Below are 19,187 nucleotides of genomic sequence, written 5' to 3' on the forward strand. Positions count from 1 at the left end.
ATGTAATGGGAGATTATCGTAAAAGGTCGCTCCGTTACCCTCTTTTTGCGTTAATAATATTTAGCATACTCATTGTTATTGCATTAAGTATGTGGCATATATCACTTGCTATAATATGTGCTGTAGGCCTTAGCATTGTTATTTTTTATTTATTTAAAATCGAGCGCGATACCTACATAGATACAGAAAAACATATTGAAGCATTGTCTTATCGTGTCGAAAATGTTGGTGAAGAGGTACTGCTTGAACTACCTATAGGTATCATATTAATTGGTGAAGACTATCGTATTGAGTGGGCAAACCCGTATATGTTAAAAATTCTTCATCGCGATGCACTTGTAGGTGAAGAACTTAGCATGCTATCAGAAGATTTATTGGCAATGGTACAAACTAAAGAAGATGAAATGTTTGAATTAACCCTGCCACTACATGATCGCAAATATAATGTCATGTATAAATCTCATGAACATTTACTATACTTTTTTGATGTGACAGAGCGTGTAGCGTATGAAAAGAAATATTACGCTGATCGTACGGTTATCGGTATTTTGTTAATTGATAATTACGATGATTTAACACAACCGATGGATGATCAAAAAAGAGGATTAACAAATACGTTAATCACTTCTATTATTAATAGTTGGGCAGCAGAGCATGATATTTTTGTAAAGCGTATTTCGTCGGATCGTTTTATTGCGGTGCTAAATGAGCGTATTTTACACCGTCTCGAACAGAAAAAGTTTGCCGTTTTAGATACGATTAGAGAACGGACAGCTAAAAAGAGTTTGTCTTTAACGCTTAGTATAGGTATAGGAGAAGGCTCAACATCGTTAATGGAACTAGGTATACTCGCTCAATCGGGGCTAGACTTGGCTTTAGGTAGAGGCGGAGACCAAGTGGCGATTAAAAGACCAAGTGGTAAGTTACGTTTTTATGGTGGCAAAACAAATCCGATTGAAAAGCGTACACGTGTAAGGGCAAGGGTGATTTCACATGCACTTAGAGATTTAATTCAAGAGAGTGACCAAGTATTCATCATGGGGCACGCCAATCCTGATATGGACTCTATTGGTGCATCGATTGGTGTCAGAAAAATGGCTGAGAAGAATAATATTGAAGGCTTCATTGTACTTGATTTTGACGAGTTAAATGGCAGTGTATCACGTCTCATGGATGAGATTGAGCATAAATCATCCTTTTACGATAGTTTTCTAGCCCCAGAAGCGGTATTAGAACGTATGACAGACCAATCGTTAGTTATAGTGGTTGATACACATAAGCCGAGCATGGTGATTGATCCACGAATTGTTAAACAAGCGGAAAAAGTGGTTGTAATTGATCATCATCGACGCAGTGAAGATTTTATTGAAAATCCTGTGCTTGTTTACATGGAGCCGTATGCATCTTCCACAGCAGAGTTGGTAACTGAACTTTTAGAATATCAACCAGCTAATCATCCCTTAAATATGTTAGAGGCAACGGCTTTATTGGCAGGTATTATTGTGGATACTAAGAGTTTTACTTTACGCACAGGCTCACGTACCTTTGACGCAGCTTCTTATCTTCGTGCCAAAGGAGCAGATACGATACTTGTCCAACGCTTTTTAAAAGAAGATGTGGATACGTATATTGAGCGTTCTAAAATTGTACAAAGTGTAGAGTTCTATCGACCAGGGATTGCCATTGCTACTGGTGAGGAACAGCGTGTGTATAACTCAGTATTAATTGCACAGACTGCTGATATTTTATTAACAATGAAAGATGTTAGCGCCTCTTTCGTGATTGCACATAGAGCAGATGGTATGATAGGAATAAGTGCACGTTCTCTAAGTGATATTAATGTACAATTAGTAATGGAAAGACTAGGAGGCGGAGGGCATTTAACCAATGCAGCCTGTCAAATGAATGTTGGCTCGATTAAAGAGGCTAAAGAACGTTTAAAACAAGCAATTAGTGATGTAGTTGAAGGGAGTATAGAACAATGAGAGTAGTATTTTTAAAAGATGTAAAAGGTAAAGGTAAAAAAGGTGAAGTGAAAAATGTAGCCGATGGTTATGCACAAAACTTCTTAATCAAAAATGGTTATGCAGCTGAGGCAAACGCACAAGTAATGTCGCAGTTACAAGGGCAAAAACGATTAGAAGAAAAAAATGCAGAAGCGGAATTAGCAGAGGCTCAAGCATTAAAAGAACGTGTAGAGGCACTAACTATCGAGTTAACAGCTAAATCAGGAGAAGGTGGCCGTTTATTTGGCTCTGTTTCTACCAAACAAATTGCTGAAGCTTTACAAAAAGTGCATGGCATTAAAGTGGATAAGCGCAAAATGACGTTACCAGATGGTATTCGTGCCTTAGGATTTACGAATGTACCTGTTAAATTACACAATGATGTGAGTGCAACATTAAAAGTACATGTTACTGAGGAGTAATGAAACATGAATGAGCCAATGATGGAAAGAGTACCTCCACATAATAAAGAAGCAGAACAATCTGTATTAGGTGCTGTCTTTTTGCTATCTGAGTCCTTAATTACAGCATCTGAGATTTTAGTGGCGGATGATTTTTATCAAAGTGCACATAAACGTATTTTTCAGACGATGCTTGATTTAAGTGATGCAGGTAAGCCAATAGATGTTATTACAGTGAGCGAAGATTTTGCGGCACGTAAAGAGTTAGATGAGATAGGTGGGCTACCTTATTTAATGGAGTTAGCCAATGCAGTACCTACAGCAGCTAATGTTGTGCACTACGCTAAAATCGTCAGCGAAAAAGCTTTGCTCAGGCGTTTAATTCGCGTTTCTACACAATTAATAGATGATAGTTATGCTAATGAAGACCAAGTAGATACGTTAGTGGCAGAAGCAGAGCGAAAGATTATGGAAGTAGCCAATCGTCGTAATGCAGGTGACTTTAAACATATTGAAAACGTATTATATGAGACATTTAAAAATATTGAATTAACGAATAAAAATAATGGTGAAGTGACAGGTATTCCAACAGGTTATGCGGACTTAGATCGCATGACAGCAGGCTTTCAGCGCAATGATTTAATTATTGTTGCCGCGCGTCCCTCGATGGGTAAGACAGCATTCGCATTGAATATTGCACAAAATGTTGCCGTACGTGCCGAACAAAATGTCGCCATCTTTTCTTTGGAGATGGGCGCTGACCAACTGGTAATGCGTATGTTATGCGCGGAAGGTATGATCGATGCCCAGCGACTACGGACAGGGGCATTAGAAGACTTAGACTGGCGTCGTTTAATGTTAGCCATGGGTAGCTTATCAAGGGCAGGAATTTATATTGATGATTCACCAGGTGTTCGGGTAAATGAAATTCGTGCAAAGTGTCGTCGTTTAGCGCAAGAAAAAGGATTAGATATGATTTTAATAGATTATTTACAATTAATCCAAGGCAGTGGGCGACCAGGCGAAAATAGACAGCAAGAAGTATCTGAGATTTCACGTTCATTGAAAGCGTTGGCACGTGAACTTAAAGTGCCTGTGATTGCGTTATCGCAGTTGTCACGTGGTGTTGAGCAACGTCAAGATAAAAGACCAATGATGAGTGATTTACGTGAGTCGGGAAGTATTGAGCAAGATGCGGATATTGTGTCGTTTTTATACCGTGATGACTATTATGACAAAGAATCTGAAAGCAGTGACTTGATCGAAATTATTTTGGCTAAGCAACGTAATGGCCCAACAGGAACGGTTACATTATCATTCAATAAACAATTTAATAAATTCTCAGATTACGATCAATATGCAGAAGCACCTCCTATGTAGGTTGATGGCTAGTGAGACATAAATGAGAAAATGAAAATCAGCAAGTTGACATCAGTCAGCTCGCTGATTTTTTTGTGAGGATAAGTCACTTCATATGTTAATAACTTGGGGATAATAGAAATAAATGTTTCGAAGTATTTTTCTACAAATCTCTTACTTGTATATGTGACGAGTTTCCAAAGATTTTTTATATTTTTTGTAAAAAATGCATGTTTGTTTGGAAAAGAAGGTAAGGTAATAAAAGGGAGGAGATACTATTGGCAGAAAAAAAACGAAATTTGAAGCCATTTTTCATTATGTTAGCTTTTGTTGTATTAATTGGCATATTGTTATTGCCTACACCTGAAGGATTATCTCTTATGGGGCATCGTACACTAGCTGTGCTAGCTTTTGCGATTATTTTATGGATGACAGAGGCTGTCAGTTATCCTGTAAGTTCCGCTATGATCGTAGCGATATTAACGATTTTACTCGGTTTGTCCCCAAGTCTAGACAATCCCGATGCGTTATTAACAACTGAAGGAGCACTCAAAATGGTATTGAGTGGCTTTGCAAGCCCTGCCGTAGCATTAGTAGCAGGTGCATTATTTTTAGCAGCAGCTATGCAGGCAACAAATTTACATAAGCGCTTGGCGTTGTATATCTTATCTAAAGTAGGCCCAAAACCAGGAGCTATTGTTTTTGGGACAATTATTGTATCCATTATTTTAGCTTTCTTTGTGCCAAGTGCAACAGCAAGGGCAGGAGCTATCGTGCCCATCTTATTAGGTATGATTGCGGCATTTAAATTACCTGTAAACAGTAGGTTGGGTGCGCTATTAATTATTACTGCTGTACAATCTATTTCGATTTGGAATGTGGGCATCAAAACAGCAGCAGCGCAAAACATGGTTGCCTTAGATTTTATTAGTAAAGAATTTAAGGTAAGTGTAGCATGGGGTGAATGGTTTATGTATGCGGCACCTTGGGCTGTGCTAATGTCAGTAGTACTTTATTTTGTTATGTTGAAAGTGATTAAACCAGAGACCACCAATTTAACAAGTGGCATTACGGTTGTGAATGATAGCTTAAAAGAATTAGGCCCACTACATAAAAGTGAAATTCGCTTAATTATCATTTCAGTGTTATTGTTATTCTTTTGGTCGACAGAGTCGATTGTACACCCCTTTGATTCAACAACTGTTACATTGGTAGCCGTGGCGATATTGTTAACACCTAAAATAGGAGTGTTTACATGGGAGCAAGTGGAGAAGTTAATTCCATGGGGGACAATTATAGTGTTTGCTGTAGGGATTACATTAGGTACAGTATTGTTATCCACAAATAGTGCACAATGGTTATCTAGTAAAGTATTCGGTTTGATGGGATTAGACAGTATGCCATTGTTAGCAACTATTGCTTTGTTATCTCTATTTAATATTATTATTCATTTAGGTTTCGCAAGTGCAACCAGTTTAGCTTCAGCGCTGATCCCTATTGTGCTAGCATTAGCTACAACATTACAGTCAGATGTCAATCCCGTAGGTTTTGTGTTAATTCAACAATTTGTTATTAGCTTTGGCTTTTTACTTCCAGTAAGTGCTCCGCAAAATATGTTAGCTTACGGGACAGGTGCTTTCTCTGTAAAAGATTTTGTTAAAACGGGAGTGCCCCTTACGATCATTGGTTATTTACTCATTTTATTATTTAGTGCAACCTATTGGCAATGGATTGGCTTATTGTAAAGTTTCATATCACCAGTATATAATACGAATATATGTTTGTAAGGAGTGTTGAGATGAAGCGTTGTGCTTGGGTAAAACTGAATGAGCCATTATATGTAGCGTACCATGATCATGAGTGGGGAGTGCCATTATATGATGATCAAAAATTATTTGAAATGTTATGTTTAGAAGGAGCACAGGCTGGATTAAGTTGGTGGACAGTGCTGCAAAAAAGAGAGGGCTATCGTCTTGCTTTTGATAATTTCGATGTGAATAAAATTGTCCAATACACAGATGAAAAATTAGCCTCGCTTAAAGAGGATGAAAGCATTATTCGTAATAAATTAAAGATCGCTAGTGTAGTAACAAACGCTAAGGCGTACTTGCGTATTGAAGAACAGTATGGGAGTTTTTCAAAATATATATGGTCGTTTGTGAATCATCAACCTATTATTAATGAGTTCACAACAATAGCAGAAGTACCTGTTACGACAGAAATCAGTGATAAAATGAGTAAGCAATTGAAGAAAGATGGCTTTAAATTTGTTGGGAGCACGATTTGCTATTCATTTATGCAAGCTGTTGGTATGGTAAATGATCATACATTAGATTGCGTATGCAGACAAGAAAAGTAAAATTACAGTTTCAGATAAGAAATGATAAAAGCCATTTTCGTTTAAAAGGACGAAAATGGCTTTTTATTAATGGATATCTTTCTTTTTAAAGCGCCCACCGCTCACCTCAGCAATATTACCGATGGCTAGGAAGGCATTTGGGTCGTATTCTTCTACAATGGTTTTTAATTTGGATTCTTCAATACGTGTAATGACGGTGAATATTACTTTCTTGTCATCGCCTGTATACGCGCCTTCCCCATGTAAATAAGTAACACCACGTCCAAGGCGGTCCATAATAGCTTGTCCAATTTCGTCAATCTCATCACTAATGATATAAACCGATTTTGACTCCTCTAAACCTTGAATGACAACATCAATCATTTTAGAAGCAATATAATACGCTAAAATAGAATACATCGCTTGTTGCCATGAGAAGATAAAGCCAGCTGCTGAGAAGATAATAATATTCATCACCATTACGATTTCACCCACAGAGAAAGGTAATTTGCGGTTGAATAAGATAGCTAAAATTTCTGTGCCATCTAATGAGCCACCATACCTAATCACTGTACCTACACCAAGACCTAATACAATACCGCCAAAAGCAGTGGCTAACAAAGGGTCTGTTGTAAAGGGTTCTAAGTTATGTAAGCCGATAGTGACTAAAGATAACGTGGTAATCCCAATCCCTGTTAAAATTGCGAAGGTTTTACCAAGTTGTTTGTAGCCAAGAAAGATAAAGGGAATATTTAAAACGAAGATAAATAAACCGAGTGGTAGTGATAAAAGGTGGGAAGAAATAATAGAGATACCTACAATACCACCATCCATAATTTGGTTAGGTACTAAAAATAATTCTAAACCTACTGCCATGATGGAGGCACCAATCATTACCATAAGAATACGCTTTATGAAGATTAATCTAGAAGTCTTATGACTTTTCTTTCTGGGGGCATTTACTGCTGTTTCTGTCACATTGCATCTCTCCTTTAAATCCATATCACTATAATTTTACCTAACTATGAACAAAGTAAAAAGCAAAAAATCCTAATAGATACGAGATTTGCTTTATTTCTCGGGAAATAACACATTGTGAAAGTATGCAAATGCGGATAAAGCATGATACAGTAAAGAGTAGGGAAAAATACAATAATCATTGATTCTTATAGATATTATGAATATTTGGAGGAGAAATCTATGGAAAAGACAATTTTAGTAGTAGATGATGAAAAGCCAATTGCAGATATTTTGCAATTTAACTTACAAAAAGAAGGTTATCATGTCATTTGTGCCTATGATGGAGAAGAGGCATTAGAGAAGGTAGAAGAAGTTCAACCAGACTTAATGTTATTAGATATTATGTTACCAAAACGTGATGGTATGGAAGTATGTCGCGAAATCCGTAAGAAGCACGACTTTCCTATTATAATGTTAACCGCAAAAGGTTCAGAAATTGACAAAGTATTAGGGTTAGAGATGGGAGCAGACGATTACGTAACAAAACCATTTAGTACACGTGAACTGATTGCGCGTGTCAAAGCAAATATGCGTCGTTTGCAAACACAAAATGCACCAGAAGAAGAGGCGCCAACAACAGATATTGTCGTAGGCTCATTAGTTATTCAACCTGAAGCTTATTTGGTGAAAAAACGAGATGAAAATATTGAACTAACACATCGTGAGTTTGAATTATTACATTATTTATCAAAACATATTGGTCAAGTAATGACACGTGAGCATTTATTGCAAACTGTATGGGGCTACGATTATTTTGGTGATGTGAGAACAGTTGATGTGACCATTCGTCGTTTGCGAGAGAAAATTGAAGATAACCCTAGTCATCCTTCTTGGATTGTAACAAGACGCGGTGTTGGTTACTATTTACGAAACCCTGAACAGGAGTAAGCTACATGGATAAAGTAAGCTTTTTTAAATCTGTACATGTTAAAGTCGTTTTGATTTATATTTTGCTGATTTTATTAGCATTACAAATCATTGGATTGTATTTTTCTAAAGGACTGGAAGATAATTTAAAGAAAAACTTTAAAGAGTCCATTAAACAACGTTCGGAACTTGTACAATATAATATTCGAGAAGAGATGCTTAAAGAACGTGACGAGAGCATGCCAAAACTCGAAAATGTATTAAGTCCTATTTTGCGAGAGTTTGCCACAGATGATATTTCTCGCGTACAAGTCATTGATGCGCATAATCAAATTATTGCTACATCGGAAGGAAATAGTCAAAACCAAGTAGGGCAACGTACGACGATTGATTTAGTGCGGCGGTCTATTTCAACAGAGTCTCAATTTGACACCATCTCGCTGGACAAACAAACCAACAATCGCATGTGGGTATTTGTTAAGCCAATACGTGAAGGGATAGGGCCAAATGGTGAAGATGGCGATGTCATTGGTGCTATTTATATTGAGGCAGATATTGAACGTGTTTTTAAACAATTAAGTGAAATTAATAGTATATTCGCGATAGGGACAGCTATTTCGCTCGGTATTACAGTCATATTAGGAATATTGATTGCTAGAACGATTACACGACCTATCTCAGATATGCGAAAACAAGCTCAAGCCATGTCTAGAGGGAACTTCTCACGTAAAGTGCGTGTCTATGGCTCTGACGAAATTGGGCAACTTGCCATTGCTTTTAACCATTTAACTAATCGCTTAAAAGAGTCACAAGAGACAACGGAGTCGGAGCGACGCAAATTAACATCTGTTATGAGTAATATGACAGATGGCGTTATCGCAACAGATCGTAAAGGCTATATTGTACTCATTAATGAGCCTGCTCTTAAACTATTATCTTCTAGCCATGAGGAAACAATCGGCCGTCCCATTACAACGGTATTAGGTATTGAACAAAATTATGATTATACGTTTGAAGATTTAATCCATATGAAAGAGCCATTAAATTTAGACTTTAGTACAGATGAAAAGCCTTATATTTTACGAGCAATGTTTTCTGTCACACAAAAGGAAACAGGCTTTGTTAATGGGTTAATTACCGTACTTCATGATATTACTGAACAAGAGAAAATTGATATGGAACGCAGAGAGTTTGTGTCCAATGTATCGCATGAATTACGTACGCCATTAACGACTATGCGCAGTTATCTTGAGGCATTAGCTGACGGAGCATGGCGTGATGAAAATATTGCACCTGCCTTTTTAGATGTCACACAAACAGAAACAGAGCGCATGATTCGTTTAGTGAATGATTTATTGCAATTATCACGTATGGATAGTCAAGAGTACGAATTGAATAAAGAGTGTATTGTCTTTAATAAATTCTTTAATCGTATTATTGATCGTTTTGAAATGTCAAAATCGCAAAATGTTACCTTTACACGTCTGATTCCTGAAGAGTCATACTATGTAGATGTTGATACCGATAAATTGACACAAGTGATTGATAATATTATTTCCAACGCTTTAAAATATTCGCCAGATGGCGGGAATATTCGTTTTGGCATGACAGTGCAAGATACGATGTTAAAAGTGATGGTTTCAGACGATGGTATGGGGATACCAAAAGAAAATGTGGAGCGCATTTTCGACCGTTTTTATCGAGTAGACCGAGCGCGTGCACGCTCTATGGGTGGCACGGGGTTAGGGCTTGCGATCGCTCGAGATATGATCGAGGCACATGGCGGTAAAATTTGGGCGGAAAGTGAGGAAGGACAAGGAACAACTATTTTCTTCACATTGCCATATGAGACACAAATTTTCGAGGATGGTGATTGGGTTTGATGAAATATATTGAACAAGCCAAATCCTTACTCTTATTTTTATTAGTAACGTCAAGTATTGTGCTTACTTTTATTATATGGACGTATACGCCAGACTATAAATCAATTGAACAAACGGCTAATAATATTACTGAGATTGGTAAAAAAAAGAATGTTGAAAGTGTCATTAAACCTGCGAAATTGCTTTACCGACAAAATGATGAGTTTAAAGGTACATTCAACCCATCAATGATGAATGATGTATTAGATTCTTTCCGCAATTGGCAGGATATGCGTATTGAAGAAAGAGAGCCTAATTTATCTGCAGCGCGATTAAATAATTTAATTCGTGATAACCAGCGTATTACGGTGGATTTTTCAGGGCCTGTACCGTTCTCAGTCTTCAATAAAACATTTTTAAGTTCGGAAAATGAAATGCCTGAAACAACTTTTGATAGCCTAATTATTGATTGGAAGTCGTATAAAGATAATCAATTACAATTATTTTTTATTAGTGCGAGTAATAGCGTCATGCATCGTGCACAAGTGACATTAATTGATGCTACAACCTTTTATGATAAGTTAATTGAACCGTCCAATCGTTTTGCTGACTACAGAGAAATCGAGCGCACAGCTACAACATCTTTATACGTGCCAGAAGAACCTGTAGAAGCCTTACAGTATAAATATTATACTGACGATATTTCACCTAATTCATTTAAAAATATTTTATTTACAAAACCAAGCATCGTACAACGTAATGTAGATGACGTGGGGAATGAAAAATATACGGATGGTATGGGATTGATGACAGTAGATACTTACCGTCGTGCTATTAATTATGTGTATCCAGCAGCGGGGAGTCGTACGATTATGACAGCAACCGAATTAATGGACAAAAGTTTTGAATTTATTAATGAGCATGGCGGGTTGACAGCAGATTACCGTTTAACCTCTATCTCACCAGAAACAAGTCGCGTGAATTACCAATTATATTTACAAGGCTATCCTGTATTTAGTGATACGATTGCTACTGACATATCCACAACTTGGGGACAAAAGCGTATTTTCCGTTATGACCGTCCCTACTATTCTTTAGACATTGACTTTACATCTGCAAATGATGCACGTACATTACCATCAGGTGTTGAGATTGTACAGCAGGTACAGCAATATAAAGATATTGTGTTTTCAGAAGTAGACGATATAAGGATTGGTTATGATTTAACGCGCGATGAAGAGAAACAACTGCTCGTTTTAGAACCTGCATGGTATGTCGTGACAAATAATGAAGCACAACGTATAACGGATAGTAGTATAGGAGGCGATTTCATTGGATTGGAATAAAACGAAGTCGATCTTTATCCTGGTCTTTTTAGTGATGAATATCTTCTTATACTCTCTCTATACAGAACGTTATAATGAAGCACAAAATGTTGTCGAAATTGGTGAGAAGTCCATCGAGACTAGATTAAAGGATGATAAGATTACGCACCCACCATTTTCTAATACACCTGCTGAGATAGCCTATATTTCAGCAGACTTGACGAATTTTCGTGAACAAACATTAGGGCTACAAAATCAAGATGTGCGTAACATTGGGGATAACAAAATCCGCAGCACATTTGACAAACCGGTTAAATTAACGAATATGGATGGAACTAGTCTTAAAGATTTTGTGACAGAGAATATTTATAAAGGTTCCGAGTATGTATTGTGGGAGATTGACCGTGAAGAGCGTCGTGCTAAATTTTTTCAACGTGTGAAAAATCGCACCATTTATTATAATAAATACGGTACATTAGACGTTTTTTGGAACGAAAAAGATGAGATCGTTGTATACGAACAAACCAAATTAGAAAGCATTAAAAATTTAGAGCAGAGTGATAGTGTAATGCCTGAAACTCAAGTCGTGCGTGCTTTATATGATAAAGGAATTTTACGACCTGAAATGAAAATTGTTCATATGAAACTAGGCTACTCAACACTTGCTCCTGCTACAGAAAGACAAGTGCTCGTACCGACATGGGAGATTCGTTTAAAACTACCTAATGGCACAACTGAAACGCACTTTGTGAATAATAGTTTAGAAGGAAAAGTAGTAGATTTGAAAGAACAGAAAGAAGAGTGATTGGTTATGCGTTTTAGTGTTTTGGCAAGCGGCAGTACTGGTAACGCCATTTATGTAGAAAATGATGAACAATCATTTATTGTAGATGTCGGCTTAAGCGGCAAAAAAATGGAAGAGTTATTTGCTAAAATCGATCGTAGTGCCAAACAATTAAATGGAATACTCGTAACGCATGAGCATAGCGACCATATTAAAGGTGTAGGTGTTTTAGCTAGACGTTATCAGATTCCAGTGTACGCAAATGAAAAAACATGGCAAGCGATGTCACCTCATATCGGCGAGATTCCGAGTGATTTACGTTACCATTTTAATATGGAGACTACTCGAACATTTGGCTCTATCGATATTAGTTCTTTTGCGGTGTCACATGACGCCGTTGACCCTATGTTTTATACTTTTCAAGAAGATGGCCGTAAGTTAACCGTCATTACGGACACGGGCTATGTGAGTGACCGCATGAAAGGTATGATTGCTGCCTCTGATGCTTATGTCTTTGAGAGTAATCATGATGTTGGCATGTTGCAAATGTGTGGTTATCCGTGGTCAACGAAACGTCGTATATTAAGTGATTTAGGGCATGTATCGAATGAAGATGCTGCTGTTGCTATGAGCGAAGTGATTGCTGAAAAGCAAACGCAAATTTATTTAGCACATTTAAGTAAGGATAATAACATGAAAGATTTGGCAAGAATGAGCGTCACCCAGACACTAAAGTCTTGTGATGTTATTGTAGGGGAGTATGTGCATTTACATGATACAGATGCTAATGAACCTACGCCATTAGTGACGGTCTAATAATTATGATCTATGCTTGGAGGGCATGTACGCTCCAAGCATTTTTTTATGAAAAAATATAAAGATAATATTTTGGTTACTTTTAACTAATTTTCATCTAATTTTAATGTTTAGTGGGTAAGATAAAGTTAAGTTAATAAATAGAGAGGAAGATGGTTATGAATCCTTATGATGACAATCGACGTGATGAACATGAAACACCATCACCATATCAATCTCGTTTACAAGAGCAATTAGCTAAAGACGAGGAATTACGTAAACGTAAGCCTAAAAAATCAAAAGCACCTTGGGGCTACTTCTTTACAGGTTTAATGGGTGTAATGGTAGGTGCATTACTTGTGTGGTTCATCGTTACACCAGCTATGACAGATGCCAACGATATACCAACAACGAATAAAACAAGTATTAAATCAGAGCAAGTTTCAACATCAGTTAATAGCGACGTTACCGCAGCAGTTGATAAAGCATCTGATGCCGTTGTAGGCATTACTAATATTCAAAAGGTCTCAAACTTCTGGTCACAACAAGCAGGTGAACAAGAAGCAGGTGCAGGCTCTGGCGTTATTTATAAAGTAGATAAGGGTAAAGCTTTTATTGTGACAAACTTTCATGTAATTGACGGGGCAGAGCGTCTTGAAGTGACATTAAAAGACGGTACAAAAAAAGAAGCCGAGGTATTAGGTGAAGATATGTGGACCGACTTAGCTGTTATCGCAGTAGATGCTAAAGATATTTCTACAGTTGCTGAATTTGGTGACTCAGACGCGTTAAAACAAGGTGAACCTGTTATCGCAATTGGTAACCCATTAGGTTTAGATTTCTATGGCTCTGTCACTCAAGGTATTGTTTCAGGCATTAATCGTTCTATGCCAATTGATTTCAATAACGACGGTGTTGTAGATTGGACACAAGAAGTATTACAAACAGATGCCGCAATTAACCCTGGTAATAGTGGGGGCGCATTAGTTAATATTAAAGGTGATTTAATTGGTATTAACTCTATGAAAATTGCCACTGAAAAGGTAGAGGGCTTAGGTTTTGCTATCCCAATTAATTCAGCACTTCCAATCATTGAAGAATTAGAACAAAGCGGCAAAGTAGAGCGTCCAGTGCTAGGTGTATCACTTACTGATTTAACAAACATCCCAGCATATTATCAAAAAGAAACATTAAAGGTACCTGAAGACCTTACAACAGGTGTAGTAGTTTCAGATGTAGTACGCGAATCATCTGCAGCTAAAGGTGGCGTGCAACAATATGATATTATTGTTGAGATGGATGGTAAAGAAATTCAAAACGCAGCGGATTTACGCAAGCACTTATATACAGAGAAAAAAGTGGGCGATGAGTTAGAAATGAAAGTGTATCGTCAAGGTAAACTGGAAACAGTAAAAATGAAGTTAGAAGCAGAGCGTACATTATAATTTGTGGATAACTTTATCCCAAAAGTAGGAAAGAATAAATCCCATCTTTCCTACTCTTTTTTTGTTTGTTACAATGGTTGTGGATAAAAAGTGTATAACTTTGTGGAAAATTTCAGAAAATAAAGGAGTGAAAATAATGAAAAAATATAGCTGTGAAACACATATAGGACAAGCTTTAGACCTTTTCGTGGCAGAACAAGAAGACTTTCCAATTATGGAAAAAATAAATGAGGAAGAAAACTTATCCACAACATGCGAATATTGTGAAGCGCTTGCAATATATATAGTATCAAGTAAATAACTTTACACAACATATAGTTTATTTTGTTGATATGTGGATAACTTCTGTGGATAACTTGTTTGTAAATGGAATAAAAAGGTGGATAACATGTGAACATAACCATTATAACGGTAGGCAAACTAAAAGAAAAGTACTTAAAAATGGGCATTGAAGAATATACTAAACGGCTATCAAGCTATGCTAAAGTCCAATTAGTAGAAGTACCAGATGAGAAAGCACCTGAGCAATTAAGCGAAGCCGAGATGGAACAAGTCAAACAGCAAGAAGGCACGCGCATTTTAGCCAAAATCTCACCAGACATGCATGTCATTGCGCTTGCTATTGATGGCAAGATGAAAACATCGGAGCAAATGGCAGCCGACCTCAATGCACTTATGACGTATGGCAAAAGCAAAATAGCCTTCGTGATTGGCGGCTCACTAGGCTTACATGATAGTGTATTACAACGAGCTAATGAACAACAATCCTTCGGCAAAATGACACTCCCTCACCAACTCATGAAACTCGTCCTAATCGAGCAAATCTACCGTAGCTTTAGAATTATTAAAGGAGAACCGTACCATAAGTGAGTGCAACTTTTGATAGATGAAGTATTAGCCATTTACAAGAAAATGTTTGTTACATTAGCAAAAAAAAATCCAATTAATTAAAGAGAAAGCACCATTAACTCAAAGTGGAGTTAATGACTACCAAAAAAGTACAGAAGATAAAGTTTCAGCACTCACAAGTTTCTTGGAGTCTAGCTTTACTAATAGATAAAAGATTATATAAAAAACCAAGTTTAGCTCTATCGCTGAGAACCATACCACAAATTAAATTTTCTCATTTGAAACATCGCCTATCATCCTATAGTATTAAAAGAAAAGGATGAGTGAGATGCGCTACAATAAAGCAACAATGTTGAAGCTGATTAATCAGCATAGAGAATTGCATGATGAAATGAAAAAGTTAAAATCGGAAATGGGTCTAGAAAAGAACTTTGCGGTAAAAGCGTTATATCATTCACATGTGGCAGATGAAGGTGCGTATATGAGAGCGTATCAGGAGCTAGAACAAAAATAGTCATGAAAAGTGGTAAAGGGATAATCAATAGCTCCCTTTACCACTTTTTTCTTTTTTGTAGATTCATCAATAATCCATGTGTTTTTCAACAGGCATCCATTCTCATCTTTAACGGGCTTGATTATACTAGTGTCATCATTAAGAAATAAAAGGTTGGAGGCGTTTTGGATGTTTAAACACAAAGGTTTTTTGATGTGTGTGTTGTTACTGATGGTTGTATTGACAGGCTGCGGTAAAGAGGCTGTTAAAGATAAAGAAGAGCAAGTAAATGAGACAACGGAACAGAAGAAGGCTACGGCAACTTCAATTGAAACAGCAGAGTGGCCTAGAACATATACGGATGGATTAGGTAAAGAGATCGTGATTGAACAGCAGCCTGAGCGTTTAGCGTCGTTGTGGTTTTTCTATCCAGAGATTTTAGCCGCGTTAGATGAGACACCAGTAGGTACGACAGAGAAAGAGTTTTTATCAACACTTAGTTATTTAGAAGGTAAGTTAGATACCACAGAAGAACTTGGTGAAAAAACAGCTCCAGATATTGAAAAATTATTAAGTACGCAACCGGATATTATTTTGGCGACAGAACATCAACAAAAGATTTACGATGCCCTTGTAAAAGTAGCCCCTGTTGTGACACTTAATTCAGCAGATATTTTTAACGATTGGCAGTATGGTTTACGAGAAGTAGCTAAAGTTATTGGCAAAGAAGATAAAGCCGAAGCAGTAATTGAACAGATGATGAGTGATATTAGTATTGGTCGCACTGATTTGGCTAAATTTAAAGAGGAGTCCATTGCTTTAATTGTGTCATGGGATGGTAAAACATTTAATGTGCTAGGTGAAGATAGTCCAATCTATACGTTAGCTTTTGATAAGGAACGCGGCCTAGGGTTAACACCAGATGATGGCTTTACAGGTACTTCAGATGAATTTGCTTCGTTTGAAGGAATTTCATCCATCACAGCAGACCATATCTTTTTGATTGGCGATATTACAAAAAAGGATAAATTAATTCAAGATATTGAAGAGAGTCAAGTGTGGAATAATTTAAATGCGGTACAAAAAGACAATGTCTATATGATGGATACCTCCGCTTTAACAGCAGGTCCGTTAGCCATTCAATATGCATTAGACAATATGATCACAGCTTTACAGAATACAAAATAAGGAGTGTGCAATATGACAACATATACACCGATTAATATGAATGAACGTTTAGCACAAATTACAGCGATGTGGTCACCAGAAGTAGTTGGTGAGATTCACGGTTTTGAATTTAAACTCATCAAATTAAATGGCGACTTTGTATGGCATGAGCATGAAGGTGCCGATAAAGTGTTTATTGTGCTTGAAGGTGAAATGTTTATTGAATTTACAGATGGTCAAGTGAAGATTAGTCAAGGTGAAATGTTTATTGTACCAGGCACTGGAGGACATAAACCATTTACAGAAAAAGAATGTCACGTCATGTTAGTGGAACCAAAAAGACAAGTGTAAGTACTAAAAAACATTGCGCAGCATATGTCGTGCAATGTTTTTTATTTATCGACCTCGCGATGACAAGGTAATGGTACACGCCATTGATAATGGACAGCCAACATACGCAGTGTCACCACTACAATCACCACACCAATTAATGCTGGCGTAGAGTGAAAGCCGAGCCAAATACAGAGTGCACATAATACCGTTAAAATGGCATGTACCTCTTCTTTTAGTGCCAGTGGTTTGCGACCAGCAATAACGTCACGCATCATACCCCCACCAACGCCTGTAAACATTGCAGCTAATAGGATAGCGCCTAGATGATGATTGAAGGCAGCATCGGCTAACATAGCACCTTGTAAGGCAAAAGAGGCTAACCCAATCGAATCAAAAAAGAAGCCAAAACGACGCCAATGATCAATCCAAGACAGTGGAATAATGATAATAATCGTTAATGTAATAGTCACCGTTAAAATAGCATGTACCTCCCAAATTTCCACCACTGGTATACCAATAATAATATTGCGAATAACCGAGCCACCAAAAGCTGTAATAAAACCAAGGGCATATACGCCAACAAAAGAATAACGCGTTTCTAGCGCAACAAAAGCGCCTGTTGCTGCATAAGATAATAGACCAATCATATGCAAAATCGTCCAAGCCAATCCTCATTCTCCTTTCGATAGCCAATAAAAAAACTCCACTACAAAACCTCCTTAAACAAAGGTCTCGCAGTGGAGTAATTCATTAGCAATACCTACTAATGTACCATTCCATAAATACATATAATTTTTATTATACAAAATAGTATACTAGTTGCAACGAAATCACAAGGGGAGGTAGTCATATGGGTAAAAAAGAAACGGCATTTAACGATATTGTTCGTAAGATGCGTAAAGAGATTTATGGCAAAGGGCCTGAACGTATTCATACACATTTTATTGAGAATATGGCAGTGACAACAATGTATGGCATTTTGACACCGACGGAAAAATTTATGATGCAATCAGATGATGGCAAAAAAATGATTCACAATGCACGCACACAAATGATACAAGATGTATATAAAGATGCAGTGCCAGAAGGGATGGAGCAGTTAGTAGGCTCTAAAATGCGACATCTTTTCACTGATGCCAAAGTAGAAGAAGATATGGCGGTGTCCGTATTTATCTTTGAAAAAAATATCGACAAATAAAACGGCCATACAAATTTAAGAATATATGATGCAGTGAAGCTCATTGACTAAAAGACATTGGCTAGTCTTATTATAAAATGCAAACTCTCTAGTGAAACAGTATGCCAATTGATAGTACGTTAAACAGTAATTAATAGGTGATTTTTCCTCCACATGATACGATAAAAGAAAAGAGATGAGGGGTCGTATGATGAAGGAGGATTTTACACATCAACTAGCACAAGCACAACCTTATTTTATCGGAGAGGAAAATGCTTTTCGTGCAGCAGTATTAATCCCACTTGTTAAGATAAATCAAGCATGGCATGTATTGTTTCAAGTGCGTGCATTCAGCATGCGAAAGCAACCAGGAGATATTAGCTTTCCAGGAGGGCATATTGATGATACAGATGAATCGCCAAAAGTAGCAGCTATAAGAGAAGCACATGAGGAATTGGGCATTGCGATGAATGATGTTGAGGTTATAGGTAATTTAAGTCCATTTATTACATCGCCATCATTTGTCATTTATCCTTTCGTGGGGATATTGCATGACTATCCATTACCTAATTACAATAAAGACGAAGTAGAGGAATTGTTCACAGTGCCGTTGGAGTGGTTATTATCCCATGAACCATATATGCATGAGGTGGACATTGCCCCAACACCGAATGAGGATTTTCCGTTTCATAAGATTGCTAATGGACAGAAATATAAATGGCGTACACGCACGGTAGAAGAGTGGTTTTATGAGTATGAGCACTATACGATTTGGGGAGCAACAGCACGCATATTAAAGTACTTTATTGAGTTGTTACAAGTGCGTGATATTCCTGTCAGGCAATGAGTGCGAAGAGAGATGTCTACACTGTAGGCATTCTTTTTCTTTTTGATGATTAATTAACATGAAAGCGCTTAACTAATAGGCTTATTCTCATAAAAAGCTTAAAAATAGTGAATTAATAG

At 37.2% G+C, this 19,187-nt stretch carries 20 protein-coding genes; 18 read left to right on the forward strand and 2 right to left on the reverse strand.

Annotated features, from left to right (window positions below):
* Positions 1 to 5: 5 nt before the first annotated feature.
* The 5 genes from IEW44_RS11965 (at position 6) to IEW44_RS11985 (ending at position 6,125) form a co-directional block, all read left to right on the forward strand.
* Positions 6 to 1,985 (forward strand): DHH family phosphoesterase, encoded by a 1,980-nt coding sequence (locus IEW44_RS11965; RefSeq protein ID WP_188615288.1) that lies wholly within the window; start codon positions 6 to 8, stop codon positions 1,983 to 1,985.
* Positions 1,982 to 2,428 (forward strand): 50S ribosomal protein L9, encoded by a 447-nt coding sequence (gene rplI, locus IEW44_RS11970; RefSeq protein ID WP_188615289.1) that lies wholly within the window; start codon positions 1,982 to 1,984, stop codon positions 2,426 to 2,428. The genes IEW44_RS11965 and rplI overlap by 4 nt, the downstream gene beginning before the upstream one ends.
* 6 nt (positions 2,429 to 2,434) lie before the next feature.
* Entirely contained in the window at positions 2,435 to 3,787 is a 1,353-nt protein-coding gene (dnaB, locus tag IEW44_RS11975) for a replicative DNA helicase (RefSeq protein WP_188615290.1), read from the forward strand.
* Positions 3,788 to 4,083: 296 nt separating this feature from the next.
* Entirely contained in the window at positions 4,084 to 5,511 is a 1,428-nt protein-coding gene (locus IEW44_RS11980) for a DASS family sodium-coupled anion symporter (protein WP_188615423.1), read from the forward strand.
* 53 nt (positions 5,512 to 5,564) lie between these two features.
* Positions 5,565 to 6,125 carry a DNA-3-methyladenine glycosylase I gene (locus IEW44_RS11985; protein ID WP_188615291.1) on the forward strand — a complete coding sequence of 187 codons (561 nt, stop codon included), beginning with the start codon at positions 5,565 to 5,567 and terminating at the stop codon, positions 6,123 to 6,125.
* A 66-nt stretch (positions 6,126 to 6,191) separates the two neighbouring features.
* On the opposite strand, the gene IEW44_RS11990 is transcribed toward IEW44_RS11985, so the two are convergent.
* Positions 6,192 to 7,004 (reverse strand): YitT family protein, encoded by an 813-nt coding sequence (locus tag IEW44_RS11990; protein ID WP_229704238.1) that lies wholly within the window; start codon positions 7,002 to 7,004, stop codon positions 6,192 to 6,194.
* 300 nt (positions 7,005 to 7,304) lie between these two features.
* Here IEW44_RS11990 and yycF point away from each other — a divergent pair, with 300 nt between their 5' ends.
* The 11 genes from yycF to IEW44_RS12045 all read left to right on the forward strand — a co-directional run bounded on the left by yycF (position 7,305) and on the right by IEW44_RS12045 (position 17,062).
* On the forward strand, positions 7,305 to 8,012 hold the full coding sequence (yycF, locus tag IEW44_RS11995; protein WP_188615293.1) for a response regulator YycF: 708 nt from the start codon (positions 7,305 to 7,307) through the stop codon (positions 8,010 to 8,012).
* 5 nt (positions 8,013 to 8,017) lie between these two features.
* Positions 8,018 to 9,874, forward strand: a complete 1,857-nt coding sequence (walK, locus tag IEW44_RS12000; RefSeq protein WP_188615294.1) for a cell wall metabolism sensor histidine kinase WalK — start codon at positions 8,018 to 8,020, stop codon at positions 9,872 to 9,874.
* On the forward strand, positions 9,874 to 11,199 hold the full coding sequence (locus tag IEW44_RS12005; protein WP_229704239.1) for a YycH family regulatory protein: 1,326 nt from the start codon (positions 9,874 to 9,876) through the stop codon (positions 11,197 to 11,199). The genes walK and IEW44_RS12005 overlap by 1 nt, the downstream gene beginning before the upstream one ends.
* Entirely contained in the window at positions 11,186 to 11,983 is a 798-nt protein-coding gene (locus IEW44_RS12010; RefSeq protein ID WP_188615296.1) for a two-component system regulatory protein YycI, read from the forward strand. The genes IEW44_RS12005 and IEW44_RS12010 overlap by 14 nt, the downstream gene beginning before the upstream one ends.
* A 6-nt stretch (positions 11,984 to 11,989) precedes the next feature.
* Positions 11,990 to 12,778 carry an MBL fold metallo-hydrolase gene (locus IEW44_RS12015; RefSeq protein ID WP_188615297.1) on the forward strand — a complete coding sequence of 263 codons (789 nt, stop codon included), beginning with the start codon at positions 11,990 to 11,992 and terminating at the stop codon, positions 12,776 to 12,778.
* 152 nt (positions 12,779 to 12,930) lie between these two features.
* Positions 12,931 to 14,202, forward strand: coding sequence for a S1C family serine protease (locus tag IEW44_RS12020; protein WP_188615298.1), 1,272 nt, complete (start codon positions 12,931 to 12,933; stop codon positions 14,200 to 14,202).
* 136 nt (positions 14,203 to 14,338) lie between these two features.
* The gene (locus IEW44_RS12025; protein WP_188615299.1) at positions 14,339 to 14,503 is read left to right on the forward strand and encodes a CxxH/CxxC protein; all 165 of its coding nucleotides are present in this window, start codon (positions 14,339 to 14,341) and stop codon (positions 14,501 to 14,503) included.
* 89 nt (positions 14,504 to 14,592) lie between these two features.
* On the forward strand, positions 14,593 to 15,072 hold the full coding sequence (rlmH, locus tag IEW44_RS12030; RefSeq protein ID WP_188615300.1) for a 23S rRNA (pseudouridine(1915)-N(3))-methyltransferase RlmH: 480 nt from the start codon (positions 14,593 to 14,595) through the stop codon (positions 15,070 to 15,072).
* A gap of 307 nt (positions 15,073 to 15,379) precedes the next feature.
* On the forward strand, positions 15,380 to 15,565 hold the full coding sequence (locus tag IEW44_RS12035; RefSeq protein WP_188615301.1) for a hypothetical protein: 186 nt from the start codon (positions 15,380 to 15,382) through the stop codon (positions 15,563 to 15,565).
* A gap of 168 nt (positions 15,566 to 15,733) precedes the next feature.
* Positions 15,734 to 16,732: an ABC transporter substrate-binding protein gene (locus IEW44_RS12040; protein WP_188615302.1), complete on the forward strand. Its 999-nt coding sequence runs from the start codon at positions 15,734 to 15,736 to the stop codon at positions 16,730 to 16,732.
* Positions 16,733 to 16,744: 12 nt separating this feature from the next.
* Positions 16,745 to 17,062 (forward strand): cupin domain-containing protein, encoded by a 318-nt coding sequence (locus tag IEW44_RS12045; RefSeq protein ID WP_188615303.1) that lies wholly within the window; start codon positions 16,745 to 16,747, stop codon positions 17,060 to 17,062.
* Positions 17,063 to 17,103: 41 nt separating this feature from the next.
* Here the strand turns inward: IEW44_RS12045 and IEW44_RS12050 are convergent, their stop codons facing one another.
* The gene (locus IEW44_RS12050; RefSeq protein WP_188615304.1) at positions 17,104 to 17,712 is read right to left on the reverse strand and encodes a trimeric intracellular cation channel family protein; all 609 of its coding nucleotides are present in this window, start codon (positions 17,710 to 17,712) and stop codon (positions 17,104 to 17,106) included.
* Between the two features lie 182 nt (positions 17,713 to 17,894).
* Here IEW44_RS12050 and IEW44_RS12055 point away from each other — a divergent pair, with 182 nt between their 5' ends.
* Together IEW44_RS12055 and IEW44_RS12060 are read left to right on the forward strand one after the other, a co-directional pair.
* On the forward strand, positions 17,895 to 18,242 hold the full coding sequence (locus IEW44_RS12055) for a Na-translocating system protein MpsC family protein (RefSeq protein ID WP_188615305.1): 348 nt from the start codon (positions 17,895 to 17,897) through the stop codon (positions 18,240 to 18,242).
* 187 nt (positions 18,243 to 18,429) lie between these two features.
* Positions 18,430 to 19,068, forward strand: a complete 639-nt coding sequence (locus tag IEW44_RS12060) for an NUDIX hydrolase (RefSeq protein WP_188615306.1) — start codon at positions 18,430 to 18,432, stop codon at positions 19,066 to 19,068.
* Positions 19,069 to 19,187: the final 119 nt, after the last annotated feature.

Source organism: Lysinibacillus alkalisoli (genome assembly GCF_014643595.1).
GTDB classification, from domain to species: Bacteria; Bacillota; Bacilli; order Bacillales_A; family Planococcaceae; genus Metalysinibacillus; species Metalysinibacillus alkalisoli.